Below are 11,666 nucleotides of genomic sequence, written 5' to 3'. Positions count from 1 at the left end.
TTTTAGATTTCAGATTTTTTGAGTTTGAATTTGGAATTTAATTTTCCTCGTCTTCATCAAAAATTTCATTTCCATATTCATCAATATCTCTTCTGTCTTTTTTAGTAGGTCTTCCTGTGCCGCTTTTGCGATAGTGCTCTTTAGACAGTTTTAAAAGTTCTAAATGAGCGTAAGCTTCTGCGGGGGTTTCATTTTTTCTGTAAATATCAACTAGTTTTGCTCCCACGCGACTTTCTGGAATGTCGAGTACGGTAATAATCTGCGTAATTTGATCTTTCCTAAAAGTAATTCGGTCAGTAGGAAAAACTTCTTTAGAAGGTTTGGCAACCTGCCCATTTACAGTAACGTGGTTTTTTTTGCAGGCCTCTGTTACCATGTTTCTGGTCTTGTAATAACGCACGCACCACAAGTATTTATCGATTCTCATAATTTTTCTAAAATCAAAGTTAAATTCTTTACAAAAATAAATCAATATTGTATCTTGCGCACCTAAAAAATTAACAATAATGAATAAATTTAAATATTATTTTATTTTAGTACTGGCAAGTATTGCTATAGTATCATGTAATAAAGATAATGATGATCCAGTAGTGGTTCCTGTTCATGACTATGCAGAACAATATAAAGCAGATAATGATTCTATTGTAAAATATTTAAATACTAATTATATTACGGTTACGAATAGTCCGGGTACTCCAGAGGATCAGGATGTTGTTATAAGTAAAATTACAAATCCTGCAACTCAGCCTTCTATTATGTCTTATCTTAATAGTGCTACTTTTCCCAAGTTGTTGACCAGAGATGTTTATAATGATGATATTACTTATAAAGTTTATTATTTGGTTCTAAGAGAAGGATCTGGAGAAGCTCCAACTAATACCGATAGAATTTCTGCTTCTTATTCAGGAAATCTTTTAAACGGAACAGTTTTCGATACTTCATACGGTATCGGGCGTACTTTTGATTTATTTGTATATGCAGAATCTCCTGTAATAGATGGCTGGGGAGAGATTTTTCCTAAGTTTAGAACCGGTATAGCAAGCAATCCTTCACCTACTGGTGAAATCACGTATTCTGATTTTGGTGCAGGTGTAATGTTTTTACCTTCAGGATTAGGTTATTATGCAAATACAAAAGATAAAATTCCTGCTTATTCGCCTTTAGTTTTTAGTTTTAAGCTCTTGGGGCTTCAAAGATTAGATCACGATATCCAAATTGTAAACGGACAAGCGACTTCGGCTCCAGATGGTATTCCTGATTATTTTGAAGACATCAATCATGATGGTTATCTGTATGATGCAAGAGATACAGCACGTTACCCAAATCTTCCTGCAGCTTTAGTCGATGATACAGATAAAGATGGTTTGGCTGATTTCTTAGATTTTGATGATGATGGTGACGGATATACAACTAGATTTGAAATTACAAAACCGACTGGAGCTCCAAAGACTGGAATAAGTTTATATTATCCTTATAACCCTGTCTCTGACAATCCAAAAACACCAAATGTAGATGAGACTGAAACTTACGGAATTCCTGCTTTTGGAGGCGATTATACTACTCCTGACAGATTAAGACTGCATATTGATAAAGATCATCATGCTGTTAAATAATGATAAATAAAAATTAGACATAAAAAAACCTCGAAAGTGATTTCGAGGTTTTTTTATAAAGTAAGAAAATCAAAAATTATTTTCTTTTGATAACTCTTTCTACAGCTTCAACAATTGCTTGATTGTTTAGTTTGTATTTTTCCATTAATTGCTCTGGAGTTCCAGATTCACCAAAACTATCATTTACAGCTACAAATTCTTGCGGAGCAGGAGTATTTAAAGCTAATACTCTAGAGATGCTTTCTCCAAGGCCTCCAAGAATATTATGCTCTTCTGCCGTTACCACACATTTAGTTTTAGCCAATGATTTAAGAATTGCTTCTTCGTCAAGTGGTTTAATAGTGTGAATGTTAATTACTTCAGCAGAAATTCCTTTTGCTTCTAAAGCTTCAGCGGCGATAAGAGCTTCCCAAACTAAGTGTCCTGTTGCAACAATTGTTACATCAGTTCCTTCGTTTAATAAAATTGCTTTTCCAATTACGAAAGGCTCGTCAGCAGGAGTAAAGTTAGGTACAACCGGACGACCAAAACGCAAATAAGCTGGACCATGATGATCAGCTAAAGCTAAAGTTGCAGCCTTAGTCTGGTTGTAATCGCAAGTATTGATTACAGTCATTCCTGGCAACATTTTCATTAATCCGATATCTTCTAAAATTTGGTGAGTTGCTCCGTCTTCTCCTAATGTTAAACCAGCGTGAGAAGCGCAGATTTTTACGTTTTTATCAGAATAGGCAACAGATTGACGAATTTGATCGTAAACTCTTCCTGTAGAGAAATTAGCGAAAGTTCCTGTAAATGGAATTTTCCCTCCAATTGTTAAACCTGCAGCGATACCAATCATGTTAGCTTCTGCGATTCCAATTTGGAAGAAACGCTCTGGGTGATTTTTTTTGAAATCATCAAATTTTAATGATCCAATTAAATCAGCACAAAGTGCTACTACTTTTTCATTTTTTTGACCTAATTCAGTCATTCCCGCTCCAAAACCAGAACGAGTGTCTTTACTTCCTGTATTTGTATATTTTTTCATTTTTGTCTTTTTGCTGTACGCAATAGGCTGTAGGCAATAGGCGTAAAACTTACTGCTTAAGGCTTATAGCTTTTTTTAATAGTCGATTTGATCTGCAGAATAGTTTTGAGCCAAAGCACTTGCCAACTGATCGTTGTTTGGTGCTTTTCCGTGCCAAGCATGAGTGTGCATCATAAAATCAACACCGTTACCCATTTCAGTATGTAGTAAAATACAAACTGGTTTTCCTTTTCCGGTTCTTGATTTAGCATCTGTTAAACCAGCGATAATTGCATCGATATTATTTCCTTCAGCAATTTCTAAAACATCCCAGTCAAAAGCTTCGAATTTTGCACGAAGGCTTCCCATTGCAAGAACTTCGTCAGTTGTTCCGTCAATTTGTTTTCCGTTAACGTCTACAGTTGCAATAAGATTGTCTACTTTTTTAGCAGAAGCATACATAATAGCTTCCCAGTTTTGACCTTCTTGTAGCTCACCATCACCGTGCAAAGTGTAAATTAAATGATTGTCGCCATTTAGTTTTTTAGCTTGAGCTGCTCCAAGAGCAACAGATAAACCTTGTCCTAATGAACCAGAAGCCATACGAACTCCAGGTAAGCCTTCGTGAGTTGTTGGATGTCCTTGTAAACGAGAATTTAACAATCTGAAAGTTGCAAGTTCTGAAACAGGGAAATAACCGCTACGTGCTAAAACGCTATAAAATACTGGAGAGATGTGTCCGTTAGAAAGGAAGAAGATATCTTCTCCAATTCCGTCCATATCAAAACCTTCTTTGCGGTCCATAATGTTTTGGTAAAGTGTTACCAAAAATTCAGTACAACCTAAAGAACCACCTGGGTGGCCTGAGTTGACAGCATGTACCATTCGAAGAATATCTCTTCTTACTTGGATAGTTAAATCGCTTAATTGTTGTGTGTTAGGCTTCATTTTATTTGTAAAAGTTAAACTGGTGCAAAAGTAATTTTTATTTTGCGGGCTGACAAATGATTTTTTGCTTTAGTTTGCTGGAATTGTTAAATTATAGTTCTTTTTTTATTAATCTCGAAAAAAAGCCTGAAATCTTGTAGATAGTACATAAAAAGTTTGCCACACATTAAGCAACATAGATTTTTAAATCTTTTAATGCTTAACCTGTGGCAAAAATAAACTTGAGAAATTATTTAATCAAATTTGGGGTAAAAAAGGTGGTAACGTAAATGAGGGCAAATTAATCATTCCCTCTGCTGTAAAAATTGTTTTCTTCATCCTCAGAACCAATATCTTCCTGTTCGTCATCAAGTTCAGAACCTGGAACGTCTAAGTCGTTTCCGAGTTTGTCGCTGTTTTGTTTCCACTCGTGATTATTGTCTTGATTAATGATTCTTTCTCCTGAAATTCCTTCTGGATCAATATCTTCTAACTTGTCTTCCTGATTGTAAATATCTTCGTTTGCTGGATAATCTAAATTTTCTAAATTTCTTTCAATTTGATCGTCCTTAATTTGATCTAAATCAACAGGATTTTTTTCTTCTGAATTTATCATGATTTCTAATAATTTAATTGACACTAATTTAGTTTTTCACTAAAAATAAAATTACGAATTAGATGCTGTTTGATGTTACACTTTACTATTGTGATTGTTGTAAATTTTACATTTTATGAGATAGTTAAGAATTATAATTTATTAAAGGTTAAATCATAATGGTTTTGCTTCAATTTTTTACGTTATCATCTAGACTGCTTGCCATTTTCTCATTATCAAACTGCCGTGTTTTCTAATTATGTAATTTTCTAAATTGACAAATTTTCTAATTAATTAAATTTTCCTCAAATTAACCTATCTTTGCCGTCCCGAACAATCGGGAGAAAAAAGAAACAGATGAAGTTTGATTTATTACAAAAAGATCCGCAATCAAAAGCAAGAGCGGGAAGCATTACTACAGATCACGGCGTAATTGAAACGCCTATTTTTATGCCTGTTGGGACAGTTGCATCTGTAAAAGGTGTACATCAGCGCGAACTTAAAGACGATATTAATCCGGATATTATTCTTGGAAATACTTACCATTTATATTTGCGTCCGCAGACAGAAATTCTTGAAAAAGCTGGCGGATTGCATAAATTCATGAATTGGGATCGTAATATTTTGACAGATTCTGGAGGATATCAGGTATATTCTCTTTCAAATAATAGAAAAATCAAGGAAGAAGGAGTGAAGTTTAAATCGCACATTGACGGTTCATATCACTTTTTTACGCCAGAAAATGTAATGGAAATTCAGCGTACCATTGGGGCTGATATAATTATGGCTTTTGATGAATGTACGCCTTATCCATGCGATTACAGATACGCACAGCGCTCTATGCACATGACGCACCGCTGGTTGGATCGTTGCATCAGTCACTTAGATAAAGTTCCGTATAAATACGGATACGAGCAAACTTTTTTCCCGATTGTGCAAGGAAGTACTTATAAAGACTTACGTCGTCAATCAGCAGAATATATTGCCAATTCTGGTCAGCAAGGAAATGCAATTGGTGGATTATCAGTTGGAGAACCTGCAGAAGAAATGTACGCGATGACCGAAGTGGTTTGCGAAATTTTGCCAGAAGACAAACCACGTTATTTAATGGGAGTTGGAACGCCAATTAATATTTTAGAAAATATTGCATTGGGAATTGATATGTTTGACTGCGTAATGCCAACCCGTAATGCAAGAAATGGTATGTTGTTTACAGCAAACGGAACAATCAATATTAAAAATAAAAAATGGGAAGCTGATTTTTCTCCAATTGATGAAATGGCCCATACTTTTGTAGATACCGAATACACAAAAGCTTATTTGCGTCATTTATTCGCAGCTAATGAATATTTAGGAAAACAAATCGCGACTATACATAATCTTGGTTTCTATATGTGGTTGGTTCGTGAAGCTAGAAAACATATCTTAGCAGGAGATTTTAGACCATGGAAAGAAATGATGGTTAAAAATATGAGTCAAAGACTTTAAAAAGTTTCAAGTTTTTTAGTTTTGAGTTTCAAGTTCTATACTGAACGTGAAATCTGAAATATAAAACCTGAGCATTAAATTGAAACGAAAAATCTATGCTGACAATAATAGATAAGTATATTTTAAAAAGATATTTAGCCACTTTTTCGGTGATGATTCTCTTATTTATTCCAATTGGGATTGTAATTGATGTCTCTGAAAAGGTGAATAAGATGTTAGAAAACAAGATTCCATTTACTCAAATTGCAATCTATTATTACAACTTTACTATTTATTTTGCGAACTCTCTTTTTCCGATATTTTTATTTTTATCGGTAATTTGGTTTACCTCAAAATTGGCAAATAATACAGAGATTATCGCTATTTTAAGTTCTGGAATCTCATTTACGAGGTTTTTGCGTCCTTATATTATCGGAGCTTCAATCGTTTCCGTTTTTGTACTTCTAATGGGATTTTTCATTGTTCCAGCTGCCAGTGAAGGGTTCAATAACTTTAGGTATACTTATTTAAAGGGAAATGGAAAAGAGCTCATGCGTGGCGAAAACACCAATGTTTACCGCCAGCTTAACGATAATGATTTTATTTTTGTAAATAGTTTTAATGAAGAATCAAAAACAGCTTTTAATTTTACACTGGAGCATTTCGAAAAAGACAAACTGACTTATAAAATTAGTGCCAGCCGTATCAAATGGGATCCTAAAAAGAAAACGTATATTCTTTATGATTACACCAAAAGAACTGTTGGCGAATTGAATGATGTTATAGAGAAAATTCCCGAAAAAGAAGTGAAATTTAAGTTTGAACTGGCCGATTTAACTCCGGTAGTGTATATTGCAGAAACACTTTCGTTAGGAAAATTGATCGATTTTATCGAAAAAGAAAGAAAAAGAGGCTCAGGAAATATCAATACATATTTAGTAGTACTGTATAAAAAATACAGTGTACCAGTATCTGCTTTTATATTAACCATTATTGCTGTTGCTGTTTCGGCTATGAAACGTCGTGGCGGAATGGGAACGAATTTGGCAATCGGAATTGCAATCGCCTTTTCATTTGTCTTTTTTGATAAAATATTTGGTACTCTTGCCGAAAAATCTACTTTCTCACCTTTATTAGCTGTTTGGTTTCCGAATATTGTTTTCGGAATTTTGGCAGTTTATCTATTACGAAATGCGAAACGATAATTTAAAAAGTTATTTAAATCTTCATTTAATTGTTTTTATCTGGGGATTCACTGCTATTTTAGGTGCATTAATTACTATTGATGCCGAAAATTTAGTTTGGTTCAGAATGCTTCTTGCAGGAATTTTTCTTGCCGGATTTATTGTGTATAAAAAACAATCTTTTGTCATATCAGCTCAATCTTTAGCCAAGTTAATTTTTGTCGGATTATTGATTGCGATGCATTGGATTTTCTTTTTTCGAGCCATTCATGTTTCTAATGTCTCGATCACTCTATCGATATTTTCATTAGGAGCATTTTTTGCATCTTTATTGGAACCGCTTTTTTACGGCAGAAAAATATTATGGTACGAAGTTTTCTTTGGATTAATTATCATAGCAGGTCTTGGTTTGATTATGCAAGTTGAGGTAAAGTACTTGCACGGCATGTATTATGCCTTGGCTTCGATCATTTTAGGCGTATTATTTACTTTAATGAATGGGAAATTAATCTCAGATCATGAACCTTCAGTTATTACATTTTATGAATTTGGAGCTGGCGTTTTCTTTATTTCAATTTATTTTTTGGTGCAAGGAAAATTTAATGCTGATTTTTTTACAATGTCATTAAATAATTGGGTTTTATTGCTGATTTTAGCTTCGGTTTGTACCGCTTATGCGTTTACGGCTTCAGTAAAAGTAATGCAGCGATTAACTCCTTATACGGTAATGCTAACGACTAATTTAGAGCCCGTTTACGGAATTATGCTGGCTTATTTTATTCTTGGCGGAAAAGAAAAAATGAGTGCAGAATTTTATATTGGCGCACTGATAATTGTAATTACAGTTATTTTAAACGGGGTTTTTAAACATTATAAAAACAGGAAAGAACTGTAATAATTTCCTTATCTTTAAATTACATTTTTATATTTTAAATACGATTTAACCATACCAATGATATAATATTTTTATATTTGCGGTTCGATTTACAAACAAAATTCAAAAATCCATGGAATATTTAGATTTTGAGCTTCCAATCAAAGAACTTGAAGAACAGTTACAAAAGTGTGTTATAATTGGAAAAGAATCTGATGTTGATGTAACACCAACCTGCAAGGAAATCAACAAAAAATTAGAGCAAACTAAAAAAGATATATACAAAAACCTTACGGCTTGGCAAAGAGTCCAGTTGTCAAGACATCCAAATAGACCTTATACTTTAGATTATATCAGAGCAATTTGCGGTGATACTTTCTTAGAACTTCATGGAGACAGAGGCTTTAAAGATGATAAGGCAATGGTTGGCGGACTAGGAAAAGTAAACGGACAGTCGTTTATGATTGTAGGACAGCAAAAAGGTTTTAATACAAAAACCCGTCAATACCGTAATTTTGGTATGGCAAATCCTGAAGGATACCGTAAAGCTTTGCGTTTGATGAAAATGGCAGAGAAATTTGGAATTCCGGTTTTAACTTTAGTAGATACTCCAGGTGCATACCCAGGACTAGAAGCTGAAGAAAGAGGACAAGGTGAAGCAATTGCAAGAAATATTTTTGAAATGGTTCGTCTTCAAGTGCCAATTATCACGATTATTGTTGGTGAAGGAGCTTCAGGTGGAGCATTGGGAATTGGTGTAGGAGATAAAGTATATATGTTAGAAAATACTTGGTATTCTGTAATCTCTCCAGAATCATGTTCTTCAATTTTATGGAAAAGCTGGGAGTACAAAGAACGTGCAGCCGACGCTTTAAAATTGACTTCATCAGATATGAAAAAACAAAAATTAGTTGATGATGTTATTCCAGAACCATTAGGAGGAGCACACTATGATCGCGAAACTACTTTCAAAACTGTTGCTGAATATATTACGAAAGGATATAACGAATTGAAAGACTTATCAACAGCCGACTTAATTGCCCAAAGAATGGACAAATACAGTAATATGGGTGAATATAAGGAGTAAATTCTTACAAGAATATTAAAAAATCCGAAGCCTTACAGTTTCGGATTTTTTTTTGGTTATGAACAAAAAAAACTTATTTATAAACAATTAATAGTTATAACTCGATAGCAATTTTTTTTTAAATTTTGTTACTTTCGCTATATGGAAAATTTCAAAAATGTAAACCCTATAAAGGTAGATAAAACCACGATTATCAATTTAGAAAAAGGAAAACTGCCACCACAAGTACTTGATTTAGAAGAAGCTGTGCTTGGAGCGATGATGATTGATAAAAAAGGGGTAGATGATGTAATTGATATTTTGCAGCCAGATGCTTTTTATAAAGATGCACACAAATTTATTTTTGAAGCAATTGTGCAGCTTTTTACAGAAACACAGCCAATTGACTTATTAACTGTTTCGACTCAGCTGAAAAAAAACGGAAAATTAGAGTTAGCGGGAGGTGATTTTTATTTAATTCAGCTTACTCAAAAAATTGCCTCTTCGGCACACATTGAATTTCACTCTAGAATCATTCTTCAGAAATACATTCAAAGAAGTTTGATTAGAATTTCTTCTGAGATTATAGAAGAATCTTATGACGAAACTACCGATGTATTTGATTTGCTGGATAAAGCCGAGTCAAAACTATACGAAGTTACGCAGGGAAACATCAAGCGAAGTTCTGAAACTGCACAAAGTTTAGTATTACAGGCAAAAAAACGTATTGAAGAAATTGCAGGAAAAGAAGGTTTGAGTGGAGTTGCAACTGGTTTTGAAAAACTAGATCAAGTAACTTCAGGATGGCAGCCTTCGGATTTAATTATTATCGCGGCGCGTCCAGGTATGGGTAAAACCGCGTTTGTACTTTCGATGGCAAGAAATATTGCTATCGATTTTGGACATCCGGTTGCAGTTTTCTCTTTAGAGATGGCATCAGTGCAGTTAATTACAAGGCTTATTTCATCAGAAACTGGTTTGTCTTCTGAGAAATTGAGAACAGGAAAATTAGAAAAACACGAATGGGAACAGCTGAGTACTAAAGTAAAAGACTTAGAAAAAGCACCATTATTTATTGATGATTCGCCTTCGCTTTCTATTTTTGACTTACGTGCAAAATGCCGTCGTTTGGCATCACAGCACGGTATAAAATTAATTATTGTCGATTATTTGCAGTTGATGACCGCCGGAGGAAGTGGAAAAGGGGGAGGAAATCGTGAGCAGGAGATCTCGACAATTTCTCGAAACTTAAAGGCTTTGGCAAAAGAGCTAAACGTTCCGGTAATTGCACTTTCGCAGTTATCTCGTGCCGTTGAAACGCGTGGATCTAGCAAACGACCGTTGCTTTCGGATCTTCGTGAATCTGGAGCTATTGAGCAGGATGCCGATATTGTATCGTTTATTTACCGTCCTGAATATTACAAAATTGAAGAATGGGACGATGATGAACAATCTCCAACTGCTGGTCAAGCCGAGTTTATTATAGCAAAACACCGTAATGGTGGTCTTGAAAATATTCGTTTAAAATTCTTGGGGCATTTGGGTAAGTTTGATAATCTGGAAGATTTTACGGGAGGTTACGATGATTTGCCTTCTAAAATGAATCATGATGATAATCCATTTATCACAAAAAATCTGCCTTCGGCAAATGAAGCGTTCGGAAGCAATTTGAATGATGACGATGATGATAGCGATGTTCCATTTTAATATATCAAAAAGCCTTTTTTACAAGGCTTTTTTTTATGAACAAATGTTAAAATTATTAATTTAATTCTGTAGATTAGCACAGCAATTGCTGAAAATCAATTGTATATTAACATAACCAAAAACAAATTTAAATTATGGCAAACAACATCAAATTACCAGAAAAAGACACGGAAATCCCTTTGAAACTTGCTCAGACTTGGGTAGCAAAATGGAAAAAACAAACTGATGAAGAGGTTCTAAGGAAAAAAGTCGATTCGTATTTAATTCCTAAATACAATTTAGAAAAAGTTTTAGCAGAAGGAATTGATGCTGCAAGAGCGTATATTGGAGTTAATGAACAAGGTTTGCAAACTTTGATGATTGTGGGAACCCGATATGATGACAAAACTGGTATTTATGTTGATGTACTGCCCGGTTATGGAGTTGAATGTACAGAAGATGGTGGTGGTATTTACGATTTTAGCGAACCAAGCCCACCAGCAACTGCAGATCCAAATAGCCCAATGAATCAATAAATATGCATTCATTTCTTGTAAACTTAGGATATGTTTTATTGGCACTTAATTTTATTTTATATGCAGTAAAATTTCCGAAAAAAGATCCGGCTTATAAAATTTTTACAGTTTATATACTAGTAATGATAGGTGTACAGCTTAGCGCTAAAATATGCATGCTAATGCATGCCAGCAATTTGTTTCTGTCTCATTTATATTTTATAGGTCAATTTATAATGCTTAGTTTCTTTTATTTAAAACTAGTGAAAGATCAGTTTCAAAAAAAAGCGATTAAAATTGGTTTTGTGCTGGTTTTGCTGACGTTAGCTATTCAATATGAAATAAAGCCTGAATTGTTTTTAAAATTTAATCTTTATGAAATATTTATTACTTCGTTTTTACTGATTATTTATGCAACTTTTCATTTCTACAATATGTTAGAGGAAAGAAGAACATTTTATTTTATCAATATGGGAATTTTGCTTTATCTGTTTGGAAGCACAATTCTTTTTTTAGTCGGAAATTTGACGGTCAAATTCAGTAAGGATTTCAATATGGTCACATGGTTGTTAAATGCAATTTTGTATGTAATTTATCAACTGTTTATATTATATGAATGGAAAGTAAGTTTCTATAAAAACAAGAAAGAAGAATTCATAAATTAAAAACATATAACCTTTGGCATTATTTTTTATTTTGCCAAAGGTTTTTTACTGAAACAATACTAATT

12 protein-coding genes are annotated in these 11,666 nt (G+C 33.7%); 8 read left to right on the top strand and 4 right to left on the bottom strand.

What is annotated here, in order from left to right:
* Positions 1-37 precede the first annotated feature (37 nt).
* Positions 38-427 carry an RNA-binding S4 domain-containing protein gene (locus IRZ83_RS09475; RefSeq protein WP_029272367.1) on the bottom strand — a complete coding sequence of 130 codons (390 nt, stop codon included), beginning with the start codon at positions 425-427 and terminating at the stop codon, positions 38-40.
* Positions 428-506: 79 nt separating this feature from the next.
* On the opposite strand from IRZ83_RS09475, the gene IRZ83_RS09470 reads away from it, so the two are divergent.
* A complete protein-coding gene (locus IRZ83_RS09470; protein WP_194568323.1) occupies positions 507-1,613 on the top strand; it encodes an FKBP-type peptidyl-prolyl cis-trans isomerase in 1,107 nt (368 codons plus the stop codon).
* Positions 1,614-1,689: 76 nt separating this feature from the next.
* Here IRZ83_RS09470 and IRZ83_RS09465 read toward each other — a convergent pair whose 3' ends face one another.
* The 3 genes from IRZ83_RS09465 to IRZ83_RS09455 form a co-directional block, all read right to left on the bottom strand.
* Positions 1,690-2,643, bottom strand: a complete 954-nt coding sequence (locus tag IRZ83_RS09465; RefSeq protein WP_029272369.1) for a transketolase family protein — start codon at positions 2,641-2,643, stop codon at positions 1,690-1,692.
* Between the two features lie 75 nt (positions 2,644-2,718).
* Positions 2,719-3,570 (bottom strand): transketolase, encoded by an 852-nt coding sequence (locus IRZ83_RS09460; RefSeq protein WP_029272370.1) that lies wholly within the window; start codon positions 3,568-3,570, stop codon positions 2,719-2,721.
* A 280-nt stretch (positions 3,571-3,850) separates the two neighbouring features.
* Positions 3,851-4,165, bottom strand: a complete 315-nt coding sequence (locus IRZ83_RS09455) for a hypothetical protein (RefSeq protein ID WP_194568321.1) — start codon at positions 4,163-4,165, stop codon at positions 3,851-3,853.
* A 336-nt stretch (positions 4,166-4,501) separates the two neighbouring features.
* On the opposite strand from IRZ83_RS09455, the gene tgt reads away from it, so the two are divergent.
* From tgt to IRZ83_RS09420, 7 genes are all read left to right on the top strand, one after another.
* The gene (gene tgt / locus IRZ83_RS09450) at positions 4,502-5,632 is read left to right on the top strand and encodes a tRNA guanosine(34) transglycosylase Tgt (protein ID WP_029272372.1); all 1,131 of its coding nucleotides are present in this window, start codon (positions 4,502-4,504) and stop codon (positions 5,630-5,632) included.
* Between the two features lie 95 nt (positions 5,633-5,727).
* On the top strand, positions 5,728-6,816 hold the full coding sequence (locus tag IRZ83_RS09445) for an LptF/LptG family permease (RefSeq protein ID WP_029272373.1): 1,089 nt from the start codon (positions 5,728-5,730) through the stop codon (positions 6,814-6,816).
* The gene (locus IRZ83_RS09440) at positions 6,803-7,690 is read left to right on the top strand and encodes a DMT family transporter (protein ID WP_194568319.1); all 888 of its coding nucleotides are present in this window, start codon (positions 6,803-6,805) and stop codon (positions 7,688-7,690) included. The genes IRZ83_RS09445 and IRZ83_RS09440 overlap by 14 nt, the downstream gene beginning before the upstream one ends.
* A 112-nt stretch (positions 7,691-7,802) precedes the next feature.
* On the top strand, positions 7,803-8,756 hold the full coding sequence (locus IRZ83_RS09435) for an acetyl-CoA carboxylase carboxyltransferase subunit alpha (RefSeq protein WP_029272375.1): 954 nt from the start codon (positions 7,803-7,805) through the stop codon (positions 8,754-8,756).
* A 141-nt stretch (positions 8,757-8,897) separates the two neighbouring features.
* On the top strand, positions 8,898-10,442 hold the full coding sequence (gene dnaB / locus IRZ83_RS09430; protein ID WP_029272376.1) for a replicative DNA helicase: 1,545 nt from the start codon (positions 8,898-8,900) through the stop codon (positions 10,440-10,442).
* Positions 10,443-10,576: 134 nt separating this feature from the next.
* Positions 10,577-10,957, top strand: coding sequence for a hypothetical protein (locus tag IRZ83_RS09425; RefSeq protein ID WP_051662746.1), 381 nt, complete (start codon positions 10,577-10,579; stop codon positions 10,955-10,957).
* A gap of 2 nt (positions 10,958-10,959) precedes the next feature.
* Complete coding sequence (locus tag IRZ83_RS09420) at positions 10,960-11,601, top strand: hypothetical protein (RefSeq protein WP_194568317.1); 642 nt, start codon at positions 10,960-10,962, stop codon at positions 11,599-11,601.
* The last annotated feature ends 65 nt before the right edge of the window (positions 11,602-11,666 follow it).

Source organism: Flavobacterium sp. JLP, assembly GCF_015350755.1.
In the GTDB taxonomy this organism is placed as follows: domain Bacteria; phylum Bacteroidota; class Bacteroidia; order Flavobacteriales; family Flavobacteriaceae; genus Flavobacterium.
Note: the sequence above shows the minus strand (reverse complement) of the source record. Positions and strands in the feature narration are given on the sequence as shown.

Coding starts and splice junctions, on each gene's coding strand:
- IRZ83_RS09475 (WP_029272367.1), bottom strand. CDS start 427: ATGAGAATCGATAAATACTTGTGGTGCGTGCGTTATTACAAGACCAGA.
- IRZ83_RS09470 (WP_194568323.1), top strand. CDS start 507: ATGAATAAATTTAAATATTATTTTATTTTAGTACTGGCAAGTATTGCT.
- IRZ83_RS09465 (WP_029272369.1), bottom strand. CDS start 2,643: ATGAAAAAATATACAAATACAGGAAGTAAAGACACTCGTTCTGGTTTT.
- IRZ83_RS09460 (WP_029272370.1), bottom strand. CDS start 3,570: ATGAAGCCTAACACACAACAATTAAGCGATTTAACTATCCAAGTAAGA.
- IRZ83_RS09455 (WP_194568321.1), bottom strand. CDS start 4,165: ATGATAAATTCAGAAGAAAAAAATCCTGTTGATTTAGATCAAATTAAG.
- tgt (WP_029272372.1), top strand. CDS start 4,502: ATGAAGTTTGATTTATTACAAAAAGATCCGCAATCAAAAGCAAGAGCG.
- IRZ83_RS09445 (WP_029272373.1), top strand. CDS start 5,728: ATGCTGACAATAATAGATAAGTATATTTTAAAAAGATATTTAGCCACT.
- IRZ83_RS09440 (WP_194568319.1), top strand. CDS start 6,803: ATGCGAAACGATAATTTAAAAAGTTATTTAAATCTTCATTTAATTGTT.
- IRZ83_RS09435 (WP_029272375.1), top strand. CDS start 7,803: ATGGAATATTTAGATTTTGAGCTTCCAATCAAAGAACTTGAAGAACAG.
- dnaB (WP_029272376.1), top strand. CDS start 8,898: ATGGAAAATTTCAAAAATGTAAACCCTATAAAGGTAGATAAAACCACG.
- IRZ83_RS09425 (WP_051662746.1), top strand. CDS start 10,577: ATGGCAAACAACATCAAATTACCAGAAAAAGACACGGAAATCCCTTTG.
- IRZ83_RS09420 (WP_194568317.1), top strand. CDS start 10,960: ATGCATTCATTTCTTGTAAACTTAGGATATGTTTTATTGGCACTTAAT.